18 protein-coding genes and 1 pseudogene are annotated in these 18435 nt (G+C 71.4%); 10 read left to right on the top strand and 9 right to left on the bottom strand.

Going from position 1 to position 18435, the window contains the following annotated elements:
* Positions 1-14: 14 nt before the first annotated feature.
* Together HKK74_RS21920 and HKK74_RS21915 are read right to left on the bottom strand one after the other, a co-directional pair.
* Positions 15-866 carry an SMP-30/gluconolactonase/LRE family protein gene (locus tag HKK74_RS21920; RefSeq protein ID WP_187245152.1) on the bottom strand — a complete coding sequence of 284 codons (852 nt, stop codon included), beginning with the start codon at positions 864-866 and terminating at the stop codon, positions 15-17.
* Positions 863-1642, bottom strand: a complete 780-nt coding sequence (locus tag HKK74_RS21915; protein WP_187245151.1) for an IclR family transcriptional regulator — start codon at positions 1640-1642, stop codon at positions 863-865. The genes HKK74_RS21920 and HKK74_RS21915 overlap by 4 nt, the downstream gene beginning before the upstream one ends.
* A 230-nt stretch (positions 1643-1872) precedes the next feature.
* On the opposite strand from HKK74_RS21915, the gene HKK74_RS41530 reads away from it, so the two are divergent.
* The 5 genes from HKK74_RS41530 (at position 1873) to HKK74_RS21890 (ending at position 6092) form a co-directional block, all read left to right on the top strand.
* On the top strand, positions 1873-2793 hold the full coding sequence (locus HKK74_RS41530) for a U32 family peptidase (protein WP_222722590.1): 921 nt from the start codon (positions 1873-1875) through the stop codon (positions 2791-2793).
* Positions 2794-2798: 5 nt separating this feature from the next.
* Positions 2799-2993 carry a hypothetical protein gene (locus tag HKK74_RS21905; protein WP_187245297.1) on the top strand — a complete coding sequence of 65 codons (195 nt, stop codon included), beginning with the start codon at positions 2799-2801 and terminating at the stop codon, positions 2991-2993.
* Between the two features lie 76 nt (positions 2994-3069).
* Positions 3070-4206, top strand: a complete 1137-nt coding sequence (locus HKK74_RS21900; RefSeq protein ID WP_187245150.1) for a sugar ABC transporter substrate-binding protein — start codon at positions 3070-3072, stop codon at positions 4204-4206.
* Positions 4207-4266: 60 nt separating this feature from the next.
* Positions 4267-5298: an ABC transporter permease gene (locus HKK74_RS21895; RefSeq protein WP_222722589.1), complete on the top strand. Its 1032-nt coding sequence runs from the start codon at positions 4267-4269 to the stop codon at positions 5296-5298.
* On the top strand, positions 5295-6092 hold the full coding sequence (locus tag HKK74_RS21890; RefSeq protein ID WP_187245148.1) for an ATP-binding cassette domain-containing protein: 798 nt from the start codon (positions 5295-5297) through the stop codon (positions 6090-6092). The genes HKK74_RS21895 and HKK74_RS21890 overlap by 4 nt, the downstream gene beginning before the upstream one ends.
* A gap of 193 nt (positions 6093-6285) precedes the next feature.
* Here the strand turns inward: HKK74_RS21890 and HKK74_RS21885 are convergent, their stop codons facing one another.
* Positions 6286-7062 carry an SGNH/GDSL hydrolase family protein gene (locus tag HKK74_RS21885; RefSeq protein WP_187245147.1) on the bottom strand — a complete coding sequence of 259 codons (777 nt, stop codon included), beginning with the start codon at positions 7060-7062 and terminating at the stop codon, positions 6286-6288.
* 145 nt (positions 7063-7207) lie between these two features.
* Positions 7208-7990, bottom strand: a complete 783-nt coding sequence (locus tag HKK74_RS21880; RefSeq protein WP_187245146.1) for an alpha/beta fold hydrolase — start codon at positions 7988-7990, stop codon at positions 7208-7210.
* Positions 7991-8222: 232 nt separating this feature from the next.
* On the opposite strand from HKK74_RS21880, the gene HKK74_RS21875 reads away from it, so the two are divergent.
* The gene (locus HKK74_RS21875; protein WP_187245145.1) at positions 8223-9167 is read left to right on the top strand and encodes a TIGR03621 family F420-dependent LLM class oxidoreductase; all 945 of its coding nucleotides are present in this window, start codon (positions 8223-8225) and stop codon (positions 9165-9167) included.
* Between the two features lie 359 nt (positions 9168-9526).
* Here HKK74_RS21875 and HKK74_RS40130 read toward each other — a convergent pair.
* The 5 genes and pseudogenes from HKK74_RS40130 to HKK74_RS21855 form a co-directional block, all read right to left on the bottom strand.
* Positions 9527-9723, bottom strand: a pseudogene (locus tag HKK74_RS40130) (IS5/IS1182 family transposase); the annotation flags it as partial.
* Positions 9724-9728: 5 nt separating this feature from the next.
* Complete coding sequence (locus tag HKK74_RS21870) at positions 9729-10733, bottom strand: zinc-dependent alcohol dehydrogenase (RefSeq protein WP_187245144.1); 1005 nt, start codon at positions 10731-10733, stop codon at positions 9729-9731.
* Between the two features lie 12 nt (positions 10734-10745).
* On the bottom strand, positions 10746-12347 hold the full coding sequence (arfA, locus tag HKK74_RS21865) for an arabinosylfuranosidase ArfA (RefSeq protein ID WP_312881663.1): 1602 nt from the start codon (positions 12345-12347) through the stop codon (positions 10746-10748).
* A 190-nt stretch (positions 12348-12537) separates the two neighbouring features.
* Positions 12538-13197, bottom strand: a complete 660-nt coding sequence (locus HKK74_RS21860; protein WP_187245142.1) for a response regulator — start codon at positions 13195-13197, stop codon at positions 12538-12540.
* Positions 13194-14405: a sensor histidine kinase gene (locus HKK74_RS21855; protein WP_187245141.1), complete on the bottom strand. Its 1212-nt coding sequence runs from the start codon at positions 14403-14405 to the stop codon at positions 13194-13196. Before HKK74_RS21855 ends, HKK74_RS21860 begins: the two co-directional genes overlap by 4 nt.
* 156 nt (positions 14406-14561) lie before the next feature.
* On the opposite strand from HKK74_RS21855, the gene HKK74_RS39195 reads away from it, so the two are divergent.
* The 4 genes from HKK74_RS39195 to HKK74_RS21840 all read left to right on the top strand — a co-directional run bounded on the left by HKK74_RS39195 (position 14562) and on the right by HKK74_RS21840 (position 18238).
* A complete protein-coding gene (locus HKK74_RS39195; RefSeq protein ID WP_222722588.1) occupies positions 14562-15473 on the top strand; it encodes an ATP-binding cassette domain-containing protein in 912 nt (303 codons plus the stop codon).
* The gene (locus HKK74_RS39190; protein ID WP_222722587.1) at positions 15470-16246 is read left to right on the top strand and encodes an ABC transporter permease; all 777 of its coding nucleotides are present in this window, start codon (positions 15470-15472) and stop codon (positions 16244-16246) included. Before HKK74_RS39195 ends, HKK74_RS39190 begins: the two co-directional genes overlap by 4 nt.
* A 29-nt stretch (positions 16247-16275) precedes the next feature.
* The gene (locus tag HKK74_RS21845) at positions 16276-17073 is read left to right on the top strand and encodes an ABC transporter permease subunit (protein ID WP_222722586.1); all 798 of its coding nucleotides are present in this window, start codon (positions 16276-16278) and stop codon (positions 17071-17073) included.
* A gap of 139 nt (positions 17074-17212) precedes the next feature.
* On the top strand, positions 17213-18238 hold the full coding sequence (locus tag HKK74_RS21840; RefSeq protein ID WP_187245139.1) for a fatty acid desaturase family protein: 1026 nt from the start codon (positions 17213-17215) through the stop codon (positions 18236-18238).
* The last annotated feature ends 197 nt before the right edge of the window (positions 18239-18435 follow it).

Here is an 18435-nt window from a genome sequence, read left to right as displayed (position 1 = left end):
CGGCGTGTCCGGGCTCATCCGGCGTAGGCGGGGGAGGGCAGTCCCTGCCCGGCGTCCGGCACCACGAACACCGATCCGCTCAGCGGCTCGTCCGAGCGGGCGGACGTGATGTAGAGATCGGTGAGGTCACGGCCTCCGAAGGCGCACGCCGTAGTGTTCGCCGCCGGTGCCTCGATCACCCGGTCGAGCTGCCCCGAGGGCGTGTAGCGGTGCACGCGGCCGCCACCGTAGAGAGCCACCCAGACGCACCCGTCGGCGTCCACCGTCAGCCCGTCCGGCAGGCCGGGGCCGTCGCCGGCGGCCTCGCCGGCGAGGGTGAAGGGTCGCCGGTTCGTCACCGTCTCGCCGTGGTAGTCGAACACGTCCACCCGTCCGGTCGGGGTGTCGATGTAGTACATGAGCCGTTCGTCGGGGCTCCACCCGAGCCCGTTGCTGATCGTCACGTCGTCGAGGATGGTCGTGACCTCACCGCCGGGGGCGACGCGGTAGAGCGCACCTCCGCCGGGCACCTGGTCGTAGCGCATCGTGCCGGCCCACAGCGACCGGTCGGGCGCGATGGCGGCGTCGTTGCCGCGGACCCCCTCCCTGGCGAGCTCGGCCAGCCACCGGAAGGTCCCCTCGGGCTCGTACAGCCCGATGCCGTCGCGCAGGTTCACCACGAGCCCGCCCTCCTCGCGCGGCTTGGCGGCGCCGACGTGCTGGTCGGTGCCGCGTGAGGCGTCCTGGCCGGTGCCCGGATCATAGGTGTGGATCATGCAGCCGAGGATGTCGACCCAGATCAGGCGGCCCGTGGCGGGATCCCAGGTAGGGCCCTCGGCGAGCTCCGCGCCGGCGGCGACGGCGACCTCGACCTCGGTGCCGCTCATGCCCTGTCCCCACCGCCGCGGTGACCGAGCCGCGCGGACAGGCCGGCGGCCCCTTCGCGCACGAGCTCTCCCCACTCCCGCCGCCGGTCGTCGTTCCATCGAAGTGTCGGTACCGAGATGCTCATGGCCGCGACCATAGCGCCGGTGTGGTCGTAGACGGGCGCCGCCACACAATGGACCGCCTCGTTGGACTCGCAGTCGTCATAGGCCAGACCCCGCGCTCGCACCTCGCCGAGATGGGAGCGCAGCCGCGCGGGCGAGGTGATGCTGTTCGGCGTCATGCCGGGGAGCTTCCGGTCGCGCGGATACCGGGCGTCCAGTGCCTCGGCGCCCAGGCCGCTGAGCAGCATCTTGCCCAGGCCGGTGCAGTGCGCGGGCAGCCGCCGCCCGACCGCCGACACCATGCGCACCGGGTGGGTGCTGTCCACCTTGGCGACGTAGACCACGTCGGTTCCGTCGAGCACCGCGACCTGGACGGTCTCGTCGCATTCGGCCGCCACCTTGAGGGCGGCCTCGCGACCCTCGGCGGCGAGGTCGAGCCGGTCGGCGAACACGCTGCCGAGCTGGAAGAGCCGCAGGCCGAGCCGGTAACGGGTCGGCTGGCCGGACACCGGGACGAGGTAGGAGCGTTCCACCAGCGTGGTGACCAGCTCGTGCACGGTCGTACGGGGCAGTCCCAGCCGTTCGGTGATGTCAGGTGCGGACAGGGTGGGGCGATCCAGAAAGAGCTCGAGCACGTCGAGCGCTCGGCCGACCGCGGGGACCATGCGACCCATGACTGCCACCTCGTCTGACCGGTCGGACCGGCATCGCGTTGGACAGGCATCGCGTCTGACCGGCACCTCGCTGGACTGGCATCTCGCTGGACTGGCAGCTCGCCGGACCTTGTGCGAGATACCGAACGCACTCTAACAAATGACCCGTTGACGGAGCCGCATTTGATGCTTACCGTCCATGTGCAGGCGGCTTCTCGAACATAGTTCGAAATATCGAACAGGAGCGCGTGGTGGACCTCGACGGCCGGCACGGGATGGCGAGCACCCGGCGGTACCTCTCCTCGCTCGGCCTGCCCGAACGCGATCTGGGGGAGCTGCCGGCCTCGGCCAAGCGCTTCCCCGACGGGGCTCAGTTCCGGGTGGAGATCCCGTCGGTGGAGGGACCCGAGCCGCTGCGGGCCGTGCTGGGGGCCGCGAAGGAGCACGACATCCGGGTCCACCGGATCAGCCAGGGCAGCGGCATGATGCTCCTCACCGACGCGGAGATCGCCGAGATGGTCGCGCTCGGGCGCGAGCACGACGTGGAGGTGTGCCTGTTCGTCGGCCCGCGGGCCTCCTGGGACACCGGCGTCCAGGTCACGGCCGCGTCGGGCGGCGTGGCGGCGGGCGTGCTCCGCGGAGCCGACCAGCTCGTGTACGGCATCGAGGACGTCGTGCGCGGGTGCGAACTCGGCGTTCGCAGCGTGCTCGTCGGCGACATCGGCCAGCTCTGGGTGCTCGGCCGCATGCAGCGGACCGGTGACCTGCCGCCGGATCTGGAGTTCAAGGCCTCCATCTCCTTCCCCACGGCCAACCCCGCCACGGCCCGGCTGCTGGAGGACCTCGGCATCACCACCATCAACCTGCCCACGGACCTGTCGCTCGCGCAGGTCGCGGCGATCAGGCGGGCCGTGGACGTTCCGCTCGACGTCTACGTCGAGGGCGCGGACGACTTCGGCGGGGTCGTCCGCTACTACGAGGTGCCCGATCTCGTCCGGATCGCGGCGCCCGTCCATCTGAAGTTCACCGTCCGCAACGCTCCCGGCCTGTATCCCTCCGGCGGGCACCTCGGCGAGCTCGCCGTCGCCACGGCGCGCGAGCGCGTACGCCGCGCCGCGATCGGCCTGGCGATGCTGGACCGCTACTACCGGGAGGCCGTCGCCAGCCCATAGGCCGGATGCGCGCTCGCGGTTCCGGACACGGGTCCGCGACGGGTCGCCGGGCCACGTTCCACGAACCGTTCACGACCGACCGACTCACGACCGACCGACTCACGACCGACTTCCCCGACTCCCCGAACTTCCCCTCCACCGTGCTCCGGCCGGGCCAGACCTATCGGACGACCACCGTCTACCAGTTCTCGGCGCGCTGACACTCCGGCGGGGCCGGGTGCCTCACCGCCTCGGGCCCGCCGGCCTCGTGACCGCGCCATCCGCAGGGAGGTACGAGTGAAAGACGTCCATCCCACGGTCGAACAGGCCGTCGACACACTGGGCATCACCGGGGTCGCGCGGCGGCGGCTGCTCAGCGGCGCCGGGCTGGTGAGCGCCACCGCGGCCGCGTCGGCGCTGCTGGCGGCCTGCTCCTCCGGCAACAAGAAGGAGTCGCCGGCCGCGGCCGGCGGCCCCGGTGACTTCCCGGCCACCCCCAAGTGGAAATTCGTGTTCGTCAACCACGTGACGACCAATCCCTTCTTCACCCCCACGCAGTACGGCGCGCAGGACGCCTGCGCGCTGCTCGGCTGCCAGTTCCAGTGGACCGGCTCCGAGACGGCCAAGGTCCCCGAGATGGTCAACGCGCTGAACACCGCCGTCTCGGCCAGGGCGGACGGCATCGCGGCGGCGGTGGTCGACAAGAACGCGTTCAGGGATCCGGTCGGCAAGGCCCTCGACGCGGGGATTCCCGTCGTGTCGTACAACGCCGACGGCACCAGGGACGACCCGGGCAGCGCGCGGCTCGCGTACGTCGGCCAGGACCTGTACGTCTCCGGCTACGAGCTCGGCAAGCGCGTCGCCTCGCTCATGACCGGCGGCGACGCGGTCGGCTTCATCGCCACCCCCGGGCAGCTGAACATCCAGCCGCGCATCGACGGCGCCAAGGACGCCATCAAGGCCTCCGGCAAGTCCATCGATTTCACCGACGTCGCCAGCGGCGCGGAACTGCCGAAGGAGCTGTCCACCATCGACGCCTACGTCCAGGGGCACAGTGGGCTCAGGGGCATCTTCGCCGTCGACGCCGGGTCGACCGAGGCGGTCGGCAAGACCGTGGCGAAGTACCGGCTCAAGAGCAAGGGAGTGGTCGCCGGAGGCTTCGACCTGAACCCGGCCACGCTCACCGCCATCAAGGCCGGTGACCTGGACTTCACCATCGACCAGCAGCCGTACCTCCAGGGCTTCCTGCCGGTGCTGCAGCTCTGGCTCTACAAGCTGTCCGGCGGTCTGGTGGCGCCGGCCGACACCAACACCGGCCTGCTCTTCGTGGGCAAGGACAACGTCGACCCCTACCTGGCCACCAAGACCCGGTTCGAGGGGTCGAGCACCCGGCAGCAGGTGCTCAGCCGGTCCGGGGCCATTCCGCACGGCTGAGCGATGAGGGGAGGGGCCCGGCCGGTTCCTCCCCCCACCGGAAGGAGCTGGGACACGCCCGTGAGTGAGACCATCGACAACCGGATCGGCGAGACGCGCGCCCCGTCGCCGGGCCCGCCCGCACGCGGACCCCTGCGGACCGGCGCCGAGGCGTTCCTGCGGCGCCGTGAGGCGAGCATTCTGCTGGTCGCGGTCGCGCTGTTCGTCTACTTCCGTACGGCCAGTGACGTCTTCCTGACCAACGACAACCTGGTGAACATCTCGCAGGTGCTGGCGCCCGCGGCGATCATCGCGGTGGGACAGGTCCTGCTGCTCGTGAGCGGCGAGATCGACCTGTCCGTCGGCATGGTGTTCACGCTCGCGCCGTTCCTGGTGCACTACGCCATCGACTACTACGGCGTCTTCCCGGTCCCCGCCATCGCCCTCGCGCTTTTGGCGGCGTCGGCGATCGGGTTCGTCAACGGGTTCGTCACCGTCGTCCTCAAGGTGCCGTCGTTCGTGACGACGCTCGGCACGCTGTTCGTCGTCAATGGGATCACGCTGACCACCTCGCACGCCTACCCGGCGGAGATCCCGCCGGCCGCCGTGGGGATCGAGGGGTGGTTCGGCCGGGCCCCGTGGGCCGAGCTGATCTGGGCGGTGCTGATCGTCGCCTTCTTCCACGTGGTGCTCACCCGTACGCGCTGGGGGCTGCACACCGTCGCGGTCGGCGGGAACCCGCTCGGCGCGAGCGAGGCCGGCATCCGGGCCGGCCGGATCAAGATCGGCAACTTCATGATCACGAGTGTGCTGGGCGCGTTCGCCGGCATCCTCGAGGCGTTCCGGGTGCAGTCGATCGACCCGACCGCGGGCGGCACGGGCATCATGTTCACCGCCGTGGCCGCCGCCGTCATCGGCGGCACCGCGCTGGCCGGCGGCTCCGGCACGGTCATCGGCGCCTTCCTCGGCGCGCTCGTGCTCGCCGTGCTCGGCAACGGCTTCAACCTCATCGGGATCAGCGCCAATCCGTTCAACCTGATCCTCGGCGCGGCGATCCTCATCTCGATGATCTCCAACGTCTACCTGGCCAGGTTGCGAAGGGCGGGACGATGACCAAGGCGACGACGCATGGAGGGACGGGGACCAATGGAGGGACGGGGACCACGGTGCTGTCGGTCGAGCACGTCGCCAAGCGGTTCGGCGCCGTGACCGCCCTGCGCGACGTCAACCTGCGGCTCCGGCGGGGCGAGGTGCTCGGGCTCATCGGCGACAACGGCGCGGGGAAGTCCACGCTGCTGAAGATCCTCTGCGGTTTTCACCGGCCCGACTCGGGGCGGATCGTGCTGAACGGCGACGAGGTGACCCTCAAATCGGTCGAGCACGCCCGCTCGCTCGGCATCGACGCCGTCTACCAGGACCTCGCGCTCGTGAACGAGCTGACCGTCTACCACAACATGTTCCTCGGCCGGGAGAAGGTGCGGCCGACCCGGCTGCTGAACAACCGCGCCATGCGCCGGGTCGCCGCCGAGCACCTCAGGGACATGGGGGTGAACATTCCCTCGGTCGACGTCGAGGTGGCCAAGCTGTCCGGCGGCCAGCGGCAGGCCATCGCGGTCGCCCGCTCGGTCTACTCCGACGCGAGGATCCTGTTGCTGGACGAGCCGCTCGCCGCCATGGGCGCGAAGGAGGGCGCGCTCATCCTCGACCTGGTCCGCGACCTGAAGCGGCGCGGCGAGGTCTCGATCATCATCATCGCGCACAACTACGCTCAGGTCCTGGAGGTGTGCGACCGCGTCAACCTGCTGCAGCACGGCGAGATCACCTTCGACAAGGCGACCTCGGACACCTCGCTCCAGGAGCTGACCGACCTGGTCGTCGCGGAGTACCGCGCGGCCAGGGGCGGCTGACCGCGGGGCTCGCCGCTCGCCGAGCGTCGTCGCCCCGCACAGGGCCGTGTCCAGTGGGCGGCGCCGGGTCCGGCCGACCTCGCCGCGTGCCGGCGTGCGCGGGGCGGCGTCCCGCGGGACGCGTCGGGGCTCGTCGAGCGGTGCCGGCACTCGTCGGGCCGGTCGGTACGTCCTCAGACGTCGTCGTGCAGGGTCAGTCGTCGTGCAGGGTCAGCGGCGCGAGGGCGATCCGCTTGGCGATGACGTCGTCGCCGGACGAGCGGCCGCGCAGCCGCCGTCCGACCCACGGCACCAGGAAACCGCCGGCCCAGCGCAGGTCCGCGAGCCGACGCGCGCCCCGGCTCAGCTCGGGCAGCGGCGGGAGCGGTTCGCGCCAGTCGCCGCCGGTCGGCACGCCGAGGGCCTCCAGCGTGGCGAGCGCCACCCGGCGATGTCCCGCCGGGGACATGTGCAGCCGGTCGGCGTTCCACATGCGCCAGTCGCGCAGCACGGTCATCGCCCACTGGTCGACGACGTACGCACCGTGCCGTGCCGCGATGCCGCGGATGTGCTCGTTGTAGACCGCCACCCGGCCGCGCGTACGCCGGATCACCGGCGAGCCCACCGGGTCGACACCGGTGAACATCACGACGTCGGCCCCGGTCTCGCGCAGCCGCCGCACCGCGTCCTCGGCCCGCTCGGCCAGGGCGTCCACGTCGGTCCCGGGGCGCAGTAGATCGTTCCCACCGCCCGAGACCGACACCAGATCGGGGCCGAGCGCGATCGCCTGCGGCAACTGGCCCTCGATGATCTGCCCGAGCAGCCTGCCGCGGACCGCCAGATTGGCGTAGGCGAAGCCCTCGGCGCGGGCGGCGAGGGCGCCCGCCACCCGGTCGGCCCACCCGCGCCAGCCGCCCGGGGAGTCGGGATCCGGATCGCCGAGCCCTTCGGTGAACGAGTCGCCGATGGCGACGTACCGCTTCCAGGTCATGGTGGGATTCTGCCGTACGTCTTGGTTAACCGGACAAATAGGCCAGCCGTCGGTGCGGTCCGGGATTGGTGCGGTCAACGGCCGGCGGTGTCCGGCGTCAGTGCGGTCCGGCATCGGTGCGGTCCGGCGTCGGTGCGGTCCGGCGTCAGGCGGCGAAGAACGCCGAGAGCGCGGAGGCGAGATCCGCTGGATCGAGCTGACCGTGCGCCTGGCCCTCCAGGGCCTGCAGCCGGGCGTCGGGAAGGACGTCGGCGACCGCCTGCGCGGCGTCGCTCATGCGGGCGGAGGTCTGGGTGCCGGCCAGCACAAGGATGGGGATGCCGATGGCGGCGAACCGTTGCGCGGGGATCCGCCCGCCGTCCATGATCGCGGCTTCGTAGGCGAGGGTGTGCGCCACCGCCTCCACTCCCGGCCAGAACGGCTCGCCCCTGAGACCGGCCAGCATCTCGGCCGGGACGTCGGCGCCCTTGGTCATGAACAGTTCGACCGCGTCGCCCCGGCGGCCCTCCTTGACCAGCGAGCCGATCTCCTTCTCGCTCGGCAGCGGGGGACGGCTTTCGTCGGTGACGTACGGAGGCTCGAACACCGCGAGCCTGCTGATCGCCACGCCTTCGGCCGCGGCCTCCAGGGCCAGGGCGCCGCCGGAGGATCCGCCGAACACCACCGCCCGGCCGCCGGCCTCGTCGATGACGGCTCGGAGGTCCTCGATCTCCCGCTGGACCGCGTACGGCATCGTGTCGCCGCTGTCGCCCCGGCCCCGCCGGTCGTAGTTGAACACGGTGAAGCGCGGTGCGAGCGCCTCGGCCAGCGCCGTGAAGATCGGGTCGTGCCGGTCGGCGAAGCCGCCGCCGACCAGGACCACCGCCGGCCCGCTGCCCGAACGGTCGAAGGCGATCGGCGTGCCATCGGCGGATTTGACGTGGTTCATCGAGATCAACTCTTCCCTTGATCGTCGTCCATGTGCGGGCGGCCGTGTTCGCCGGTGGTCCGGCGAAGGCGGGCCGCCGCCGACCTGCCGTTCACCGGGCGAACTACTGTGCCACCGATTGCTGTCCTTATCAGGACGAAATTACTTGTCGGTCCCTTGTTGGCTGCCCCTGCGGTTTCGCTGCGCGCGTACGGTATGGATCACGCGCCACTTCGCGGGAGAGGCTGGCCGCATGGCGGACTTCCGATTCGGGTTCAACGTCTTCGGCATCCGGTCGCGGCGGCAATTCGTCGAGCGCTGCCGTACGGCGGAGGCGCAGGGTTACGACATCGCGCTGGCGCCCGACCACCTCGGCGCCCCGGCGCCCTTCCCGGTCCTCATCGCGGCCGCCGAGGCGACGGAGCGGCTGCGGGTGGGGACGCTGGTGCTCAACGTCGGCTTCTGGAACTCGCACCTGCTCGCCCGCGAGGTCGCGACGGCGGACCTCCTCACCGATGGCCGGCTGGAGCTCGGGCTCGGTTCCGGGCACATGAGGTGGGAGTTCGAGGCGGCGGGGATCGAGTGGGAGCCCTTCGCCGCCAGAGCGGATCGGCTGGAGCGCACGATCGAGGAGCTCGGCAGGCTGTTCGGCGGTCCCGACTACGAGGAGCGCGCCCCGCTGCGGGACGCGTACGACCTGCCCGAGCTCAGGCCCGTCCAGCGCAAGGGGTTCGGCGGATCTGGACCGCCCCTGCTCGTCGGGGGGACCGGTGACACGGTCCTGCGCCTGGCGGCCCGGCACGCCGACACGGTCGGCCATGCGGGCGCCATCCAGGTCAAGGGCCGGCCGCCGGGGACCTTCCGGCTGGCGACCGCCGCCGAGATGGACGAACGAGTCCGGTTCGTTCGTGAGCAGGCGGGGCCACGGGCCGACGAGATGGAGTCGAACGTGCTCGTGCAGATGGTCGCCGTGACCCCCGACCGCCGGTCGGTGGCCGAGCACCTTGTGTCCGAGCAGTTGAGCTTCTGCACGGTCGAAGAGGCCCTGGATACCCCGCTCCTGCTCATCGGCACCGAAGAGCAGATCGCGGAGCAACTGCGCGAGAACCGGGAGCGATACGGCTTCACCTACATCACCGTGCACGAGCCGTTCATGGCGGAATTCGCCCCGGTAATCGAACGCCTCCGCTCCGGCTGAACCGACGATGCCCATCCCCAGGTGTCGATCAACGATCGTCACGGGTCGGCGGTCCGGTTGAGAGGGTGGCCGTCGTTCTGGCGCGAACAACTAGATGAGCGGGGCTAAGCCTTCCGCTGATCTGCGCGCTGGCGCTTTGGTCGGAAGGGTGGTGGCCACCGTTCTGGCCGGAATAAGTGCATGATCACGGGAGGGGACGGGCTCGATCATGTTGCTCGCGCCAGAATGGCGACCTCCGGGCGCCGCCACACGGTCGACCTGGTGCGCTCCGAGATGGCGTGGCCCGTTCGAGCCCACATCGAATTCACCATCCGCAATGAGAAGGCCCTTTGACTGCGCACCCGCAGAATGTCGGTCCCATCGCAGATGAGGTGGTGTTTGGAGCTCGGCCGGGCGTGGTCGACCGGGTTCGCTCCTGTTTTGGGCCGCCCTTCATCGCCCGCACATGCGAGCTGTCGATTACCGCCTTGGACCAGTCCAGCTGATCAGCGGTATGCAGCTCGGCCAGCAGCAGCTCATGCAGCTTCTCCCACACCCCGGCCTCATGCCAAAGACGCTTGGTCAGGGGTGGAGGAGGACCTTGCCGGCGGTGGGGGAGCCGCTGAGGTTGAGGGCCCGTTCGTAGTCCTCGAGGGGGAGGTCATGGGTGATGAGGGCCTCGGGGGCGAGGATGCCGGCGTTGAAGGCGCGCACCGCGTAGGTCCAGTCGGCGGAGGTCGCGCCGAAGACGCTCGACAGCGTGAGGGCACGCGTGACGATCAGCGAGGTCGGGATCGCGTCGGCCGGGTCGCCGGGGATTCCGGTCAGGACCACGCGGCCGCCCCGGCGGGCGAGTGCGACCGCGGTGTGCGCGGTGCCCGGGGCGCCTGCGGTCTCGACGACGACGTCGAAGCGACCGGTCAGTCGCTCGGCCGCCTCCGGCGGGTGGAAACCGGTCGCTCCGGCCTCGAGCGCGGGCCGCTCGCGTTCGCTTCGCGGGTCGGTGACGGTGAGTTCGGCGGGTGAGGACGCCGCGAGCAACTGCAGGGAGAGGAACCCGAGGGTGCCGGCGCCCACGACGGCCACCGAGTCGCCGGGCCGAGGGGCTGCCTTGCGCAGGGCCGAGGCGACAACGGCGGCGGGCTCCAGCAGGGCGGCCGCGCGCAGGTCGGTGCCGGGGGCGAGGACGTGCAGCAGCCTGGCGGGGAGCAGCAGGTGGTCGGCGAACGCGCCGGGCCGGGTGAAGCCGGTCTCGTCGTAGCCGCCGGTGCACAGGTTCGTGTCGCCTCTGCGGCAGTTGTCGCATGCCAGGCAGGCGCGGTAGCCCTCGCCCACGACGGGGGATCCGACCAGCGAGGGATCGGTTCCGGCACCGACCGCCGTCACGGTCCCCGACCACTCGTGGCCGGGCGTCACCGGATAGGCGGCGAAGCCCTCCGGCCGGGTACCCGCGTGCAACTCGCGGTCGCTGCCGCACACGCCCGCCGCCGACACTTTCACGAGCGCCTCGCCGGGGCCGGGCTCCGGCGCATCCGTGGTGACCAGTCGCCACGACCCGGGCGACTCCAGCAGGATTGAACGGTTCATGACGCTGGTTCCTCAGTAGCCGGTCGTCGGGGCCAGGCGGATGACGTTCCAGGACACCGGGGGCAGCTTGGCCCGCAGCAGCCCGACCTCGGCCACGGCGCCGGTCGCGGTATCGGTCGCGGTGCCGATCGCGGTGCCGATCGCGGTGCCGGTCGCGGTGCCGATCGCAGTGCCGATCGCAGTGCCGGTAACAGTGCGAGGCCGTACCCGGTCCGGCTCGGCGGCGGTGTTGCGGGCGAGGCGGTCGGCGTCGGAAAGGACCTGGTGGCCGACCACCCGATACGCGCCGAGCGCCCGTACGTTCGCCGTGAGATCGAGGGGCCGCTCCAGGTCGCGGTTGACGGCGAACAGTGTCACGGCGCCGTCCTCGTCGCGCGTCGCGGTGGCGTGCAGCGCCGGTACCTCGCCGAATCGAGCGGTCTTGACGACCGGCGACGACGGCTCCACCCGCAGCACCTCACCGCGCCCGTACCGCGCCGCCTGCGCGAACGGATGGAAGATCGTCTGCCGCCAGGCCGCGCCGCCCGGCTCGGCGACGATCGGCGCGATCACGTTGACCAGCTGCGCCTGGCAGGCGATCGACACCCGGTCGCAGTGCCGCAGCAGCGCGATGAGCAGGCTGCCCACGACGACCGCGTCGGTGACGTTGTAGCGGTCCTCCAGCAGGCGCGGTGCCTCGGCCCACTCGGTGGGCGGCCCCTCTTCCTCCCGGCGGCTCACGTACCAGACGTTCCACTCGTCGAACGACAGGTTGATCCGCTTCGTGGCCTTGGTGGCGGCGCGCACGTGGTCGCAGGTCGCGACGACGCTCTCGATGAAGGACTCCATGTCGACGGCCGAGGCGAGGAAGCTCGCCGGGTCGCCGTCGCGCTCTTCGTAGTAGGCGTGCAGGGAGATGTAGTCGACCAGGTCGTAGGCGTGCTCCAGCACGGTCGCCTCCCACGTACCGAACGTCGGCATGCCGGAGTGCGAGCTGCCGCAGGCCACCAGCCGCACCGAAGGATCGATCATCCGCATCGCCCGCGCGGTTTCGGCCGCCAGCCGGCCGTACTCGTGCGCGGTCTTGTGCCCCGTCTGCCAGGGACCGTCCATCTCGTTGCCGAGGCACCACAGGCCGATGCCGTACGGCTCCTTCGCGCCGTGCTCGGCACGCAGGTCGGACCAGTGCGTGCCGCCGGGATGGTTGGCGTACTCGAGCAGGTCACAGGCCTCGGCGATGCCGCGGGTGCCGAGGTTGATCGCCATCATGGGCTCGACGCCCGCGCGGCGCGTCCACGCCATGAACTCGCCGAGCCCGAAGGCGTTGGTCTCGATCGAGTGCCATGCCGGATCGAGGCGCCGCGGGCGGCGCTCGCGCGGCCCGACGCCGTCCTCCCAGCGGTGGCCGGAGACGAAGTTGCCGCCCGGATACCGGACGACGCTCACCCCCAGTTCACGGACGAGATCGAGTACGTCCTCGCGGAACCCGTCGGCGTCGGCGGCCGGGTGGCCCGGTTCGTGGACACCGGTGTACACGCACCGGCCCAGGTGCTCCACGAAGGAACCGAACAGCCGGCGGTCGATCTCGCCGACCGAGAAGGCGGGGTCGAGGGTGAGTTCGGCATGGTGCGCCACGCGCCCCAGGATCCGTGAACCTGACGGATGGATCAAGACCTGTCTGATGAGTTTGCTCAATACCGGCTGACCCGGGTGCGCTTCCTCGGCTGGTGGACGGCGGTCGGGCGGCCTGCACAGATGTTCGACGATGTGCCGGTTGCACGAGAACATGTGTTTCAGGATTGCGGATCAGGCCGCGGACGACCGGTCAGCCCAGGGGTGCGGCGTCGCGGGCGAGCAGGGCCGCCTGTACCCGGTTGGCGCAGCCGAGCTTGGCGAGGATCCTGGTCATGTAGGTCTTGATGCTCGTCTCGCTCATGTGCAGCCGCCGGCCGATGTCGGCGTTCGACAGTCCCTCGGCCACGAGCCGCAGCACGTCCGACTCCCGGGCGGTCAGGGACTCCAGCCGCCGCGCGGCCTCCTGCCTCCGGCCGGCCTCCACCGGGGTGAGCAGGCCCAGCACCTGCCGGGTCACCGCCGGGGACAGGAACGCGTCGCCGCCGTGGGCGGCCCGTACAGCCCGGATCAGCTCCCCGGGCGAGCAGTTCTTGAGTACGAATCCGGCGGCGCCGTTCTGCAGCGCGCGCAGCACGTTCGGTTCATCGCCGAAGGCGGTCAGCACCACGATCCGTACGGACGGTGACCGCAGTCGCAGCCGGTCCGCGGCGGTGAGCCCGTCCATCACCGGCATGTTGATGTCGATCAGCGCCACGTCGGCGCGGTGCCGGATCGCCTGCTCCACGGCGTCCCGGCCGTTCTCCACCTCGGCGACGACCTCGATGTCGGGCGCCGACTCGAGCACGGTGCGGACGCCGGCGGTGATGAGCGGCTCGTCGTCGGCCACCAGGACACGGATCGACCGGCTCATGATCCCCCCATGAACGCGCCCGCGGGGCCGGTCAGCATGATCAGTGCCGCGGCGGCGAGCACGAGAGCGGCCGCCCGCATCCGCGTCGCCGTCGGGGAGCGCGCGGGCTCCGGTGGTCGCTCGGCCGTTTCCCCCGCCGTGGGCAGCATGGCGACGACGCTGAAGTCGGTGGCGGACCGGTCGGTGCGCAGCAGGCCGCCGGCGAGCCGTACCCTCTCGGCCAGCCCGGTCAGCCCGTGCCCGGGACGGCTCCCGGTGACGGGCGGCGCCGACGGCAGGGCGTTGCGGACACGCAGCAGCAACGCGTCGGGCTCCCACTCCACGGACACCTCGACGGGCTCCTTCGGTGCGTGCTTGGCCGCGTTGGTCAGGCCCTCCTCGACCACACGGTAGGCGGCGTGGCCCGCGGCGGCCGGCAACGGGCGGGCCTCGCCGCGCTGCCGCAGGGCGACCGGGCTTCCGGCGGCCGCGAACTCGGCCACCACGTCGCCGATGCCCTCGGCGCCCGGCGAGCCCTCGCCGCGCTCGTCGGGCTGGCGGAGCGCACCGACCAGCTCGTGCATTTCGTCCATGGCCTCCCGGGCCGCGCCGGCCAGCCGCGCGACGGCGTCCCGCTGCGGATCCGGCAGGGCGGTGACCTCCAGCGCGGCCGCCTGGACCGACACCAGGCCGAGCCGGTGGCCGAGGGAGTCGTGCATGTCCCTGGCGATCCGCAGTCGCTCACGCAGCCTCTCCCGCTCGGCGAGCAGTTCCCGCTCCCACCGCAACTGCCGGTTGTGCCGGTCGAGCGCTTCCACCAGCCGCCGGTGCTGGGCGAGGTAGCGGCCGACCACGAACGGCAGCGCCACCAGCACCACCAACGCGGCGACGAGGGCGCCGATTGTGTTGCGCGGCCCGGCCGCCGGCACTTGTGCGCCCAGCCAGGCCAGCGACCCGACGCCGACCAGCGCCAGGCCACGGCGCGAGACGATGCGGTGCCCTGCCTCGTAGGCGGCGCAGACGACGACCGCGTACGAACCCCCGGACACGGTCGCCAGCGCCATCGCGGCGGCGAATCCGAGAGCGGGGAACCGTGACCGGACCGCCATCACGAGGGCGACGGCTGCACCGTAGAGGAGCACCACCGCGATGGGAACGCCCGGGCGGTAGGACAGCAGCCACGTCACTTCGACGACGACCACGAGCACAGCGACGACGAGTCGGCCCATGATGAGCAGGCTACGGGCGGACGCGGGCGATGGTCATCTTTGGTCGGCGGTCATCTTTGGTCGGCGCGATCGTCGACTTTCGTGGACAGCCACCGCCCGCAGCGCACTCCTACCGTGAAGCGCGATCGGTATCGCATCTCGAAAGCGTGGTCGCGAATGATCGAGGTAGAGAACCTCAGCAAGAGATATGGCCGGACCCTGGCGGTGGACCGGCTCTCCTTCACGGTGCGGCCCGGCCGGGTCACCGGCTTCCTCGGGCCGAACGGCGCGGGCAAGTCCTCCACCATGCGGATGATCCTGGACCTGGACGCACCGACGTCCGGGCGGATCCGCGTGAACGGCGGGCGCTACCGCGACCTGCGGGATCCGCTACGGCATGTCGGATCGCTGCTGGAGGCCGGCTCGGTGCACGGCGGCCGCAGAGCACGCGACCACCTGCGGTGGCTCGCGCGGGCGGGCCGCATTCCGGAGAGCAGGGTACGGGAGGTCATCGAGCTGGTCGGCCTGCAGAGCGTGGCCGGCAAGCGCGCGAAGGGCTTCTCGCTCGGCATGGGCCAGCGCCTGGGCATCGCGGCGGCACTGCTCGGCGATCCCGGGATCCTCGTCCTCGACGAGCCGGTGAACGGGCTGGACCCCGAGGGCGTCCGCTGGATCCGCGGCCTCATGAAGAGCCTCGCGGCCGAGGGGCGCACCGTGTTCGTGTCGAGCCACCTGATGAGCGAGATGGCGCTGACCGCCGATCATCTCGTCGTCATCGGGCGCGGCAGGGTGCTGGCCGACCTCGGCATGACCGAGTTCATCGAGCGCAACTCCCGGTCGCACGTGCGGATCCGCACGCCCGAGCCGGAGCGGATGCGCGACGTCCTCACCGCCGCCGGCGCGCGGGTGCGGCAGGCCGACGACGGCTTCCTGGAGGCCTTCGAGACCGACGCCGCCCGGGTCGGCGACCTGGCCGCAGCGAACGGGCTGACGGTGCACGAGGTGAGCACCTGGTCGGCGTCGCTCGAGGAGGCGTTCATGCGCCTCACCGCCGAGGCCACGGAACACCGCGCCGGAGCGGAGAGGTGAGCGCGGAGACCGCGCGGGCGGTCCTCGGCGCCGAATGGACCAAGCTGCGGAGCGTCCCCTCGACCCTGTGGACGCTGTTGCCGGCCTTCGCCGTCAGCGTCGGCATCGCCCTGTCGTTCGGGCTCGTCCTCCGCGGTGCCTACGACGATCTGAGGCCGGAGAGCAAGGCGTCCTTCGACCCCGTCGGCTCCGGCTTCAACGGCCTGCGTCTCGGCATGATCGCGCTTGTCGTCTTCGGGGTGCTCACCGTCACGAGCGAGTACTCCAGCGGGACCATCCGCGCCTCACTCGCGGCGGTGCCGCGGCGCGGCCTGTTCTACGGCGGCAAGCTCGTCACCGCGACGGCGGTGGCCTTCCTGGTCTCGCTCGTCACCGTTCTCATCACCTTCGGCACGGCCCAGGCCGCCATCGGGAGCACGCACAACGCGTCCCTGACCGATGAGGGCGTGCCACGCGCGATCTGTGGCGCCGTGCTGTACATGACACTGCTCTCGGTGTTCGCGATGGGGGTGGCGGCGATGGTGCGCAGCGCGGCGGCGGCGCTCGGCGTGCTGGTCCCGCTGTTCTTCATGCTCTCCGAGATCCTCAACAACATTCCCGGCGTACGGACCGTCGCGCAGTTCCTGCCCGACGCGGCCGGTGGGCACGTCCTGCGGCTCGTCCCCCGCGAGGACACGGTCCTCGGGCCGTGGACCGGACTGCTGGTCCTGTCGCTGTGGACCGCGGCCGCGGTCGCGGGCGGCCACGTCTCGATGTCCCGCCGCGACGCATGACACCGGCCCGAGGAGAGGAGAAGGCGACCTTGAACAGGACGTCCCTGGCTGCATCCCTGGCGGCGGTGTCGCACGCCGAATGGATCAAGATGCGCACCGTGCGGTCCACGGTCTGGGCGCTGCTGCTGACACCCCTCGTCAGCGTCGGCCTCGGCTGGCTGGTGGCGCGCGGCCTCCGGTCCGGTTTCGAGAACGGGACGGCGGAGTGGCGGGGGAGCTTCGACCCGGTCCACTGGGGCTTCTACAGCCTCACGCTGGGCCAGCTCGCCATCGTCGTGTTCGGTGTCCTCCTGGTGGGCGGGGAGTACGGCAGCGGAACCATCCGCGCGTCGCTGGCGGTGGTGCCCCGTCGCGGGGCGCTGTACTGGGCCAAGGTGCTCGCCGGCACGTCGGCGGCCTTCGCCTGCGCACTGGTCACCGCGTTCGTCACCTTCTTCGTCGCGCAGGCGGCGTTCGGGCCGTACGGCGTCTCACTCGGTGCCGGCGGCGCCCTCCGAGCGACCGTCGGCGCGTGCCTGTACCTCACGCTGATGTGCGCGTTCGCGATCGGGGTGGCGGCGATGCTGCGCAGCTCGGCGGCCGCGCTCGGCATCCTGATGCCGCTGCTGTTCCTCGGCTCGCAGGGGCTGGGGAACGTGCCCAAGGTCAAGGTGGTCCTGCAGTACCTGCCGGACCAGGCGGGCTTCGTGATCACTCAGGTGATACCGCCGGACGATCCCCGGTTCGCCCGCGACTACGGCCCGTGGGGTGGCCTGGCCGTCCTCGTCGCGTGGGTCGTGGTCGCGCTCATCGGCGGCTATCTGGTGCTCCGCCGCCGCGACGCTTGAGAATCCTGACCTGCGAGAGCCGCCGGCGGAAGCGACCTGCGAGCCAGTTGCGATCTAGCTCCGCAGGGTGGAGACCCGGGGAGGCCCGGACGCGTACGTTCAGGGCCACACCTGCCACCCCGAAGCCGGAGGACTCTTCATGCCGGAAACGCTCGCCCCACCCCGCGGACGAAAGGGCGGGAGCGACTTCAGCCCGCTGGCGAAACAGGTCCGCGCCAGCGGGCTGCTGGATCGACGCACCGGCTACTACGCGTTCTCCATCGCCGCGAACGTGCTGGCCACCGCCGCCGTCTGGGTGGCCCTCGCCCTGATCGGCGACTCCTGGTGGCAGGTCGCCCTGGCCGTGCCCGCCGCGCTGCTGTCCACCCGTACGGGCTTTCTAGGACACGACGCCGGGCACCACCAGATCGCCCGGACGGCCAGGTCGAGCCGGCTGCTCGGGTTCCTGCTGGGCAATCTGATGCTCGGGATGAGCCACGGGTGGTGGGTCGACAAGCACGACCGCCACCACGCCAACCCCAACCATGCCGACAAGGACCCCGACGTCGCGGCGGGCGCGCTCGTGTGGACGCCGGAGCAGGCGGGCGAACGGAGGGGACTGCTGCGCTGGATGTCCCGCAACCAGGACCGGCTGTTCTTCCCGATGCTGCTGCTCGAAGGCTTGAGCCTGCAGGTCACCAGCGTCATGGAGCTGCGGAGCCGGCCACCCCGGGTACGGGCCGCCGAGGGCGCTCTGCTCGCGGTGCACGCCGTCGGGTACCTGACCCTCGCGTTCACCCTGATGTCGCCTCTGCACGCCGTCGTCTTCATCGCCGTGCACCAGGGGCTGTTCGGGCTGCATCTCGGCTGCGCCTTCGCGCCGAACCACAAGGGAATGCCGATGCCCGGGCCGGACGAGCAATGGGACCACCTGCGCAAGCAGGTGCTCACCTCGCGCAACGTCCGGGGCGGCCCGGTCGTCGACTGGCTGCTCGGCGGCCTCAACTACCAGATCGAGCATCACCTCTTCCCGAGCATGCCGCGCCCCAACCTGCGCCGGGTGCGCCCGCTCGTACGCGACCACTGCGAGCTGGTCGGACTGCCGTACACGGAGGCCGGGCTGCTGGACTCCTACACCCGTTCGCTGCGGCACCTGCGCGCCGTCGGCGCCGCACCCGCGGAGTGACCGTGCGGGAGGGATGCCGTGCGGGAGGGGTGACGGCGCCGGGGTGATGACGCGATCCGGCCGGTGACCGTGTCCGTGGAACGTCCGGTGCGGCTCCCGTCCCTGGACGGGCGCCGCACCGGACGCCGGTCAATGGACGCCGGTCAATGGACGCCGGTCAGCGGACGCCGGTCAATGGACGCCGGTCAGCGGACGCC

Origin of the sequence: Actinomadura alba (assembly GCF_014323705.1) — a bacterium.
GTDB classification, from domain to species: Bacteria; Actinomycetota; Actinomycetes; order Streptosporangiales; family Streptosporangiaceae; genus Actinomadura_C; species Actinomadura_C alba.
The sequence above is the reverse complement of the archived record's forward strand: the minus strand, read 5'-3'. Positions and strand labels throughout refer to the sequence as shown.

Coding starts and splice junctions, on each gene's coding strand:
- HKK74_RS21920 (WP_187245152.1), bottom strand. CDS start 866: ATGAGCGGCACCGAGGTCGAGGTCGCCGTCGCCGCCGGCGCGGAGCTC.
- HKK74_RS21915 (WP_187245151.1), bottom strand. CDS start 1,642: ATGGGTCGCATGGTCCCCGCGGTCGGCCGAGCGCTCGACGTGCTCGAG.
- HKK74_RS21905 (WP_187245297.1), top strand. CDS start 2,799: ATGCGCGCTCGCGGTTCCGGACACGGGTCCGCGACGGGTCGCCGGGCC.
- HKK74_RS21890 (WP_187245148.1), top strand. CDS start 5,295: ATGACCAAGGCGACGACGCATGGAGGGACGGGGACCAATGGAGGGACG.
- HKK74_RS21885 (WP_187245147.1), bottom strand. CDS start 7,062: ATGACCTGGAAGCGGTACGTCGCCATCGGCGACTCGTTCACCGAAGGG.
- HKK74_RS21880 (WP_187245146.1), bottom strand. CDS start 7,990: ATGAACCACGTCAAATCCGCCGATGGCACGCCGATCGCCTTCGACCGT.
- HKK74_RS21875 (WP_187245145.1), top strand. CDS start 8,223: ATGGCGGACTTCCGATTCGGGTTCAACGTCTTCGGCATCCGGTCGCGG.
- HKK74_RS21870 (WP_187245144.1), bottom strand. CDS start 10,733: ATGAACCGTTCAATCCTGCTGGAGTCGCCCGGGTCGTGGCGACTGGTC.
- HKK74_RS21860 (WP_187245142.1), bottom strand. CDS start 13,197: ATGAGCCGGTCGATCCGTGTCCTGGTGGCCGACGACGAGCCGCTCATC.
- HKK74_RS21855 (WP_187245141.1), bottom strand. CDS start 14,405: ATGGGCCGACTCGTCGTCGCTGTGCTCGTGGTCGTCGTCGAAGTGACG.
- HKK74_RS39195 (WP_222722588.1), top strand. CDS start 14,562: ATGATCGAGGTAGAGAACCTCAGCAAGAGATATGGCCGGACCCTGGCG.
- HKK74_RS21840 (WP_187245139.1), top strand. CDS start 17,213: ATGCCGGAAACGCTCGCCCCACCCCGCGGACGAAAGGGCGGGAGCGAC.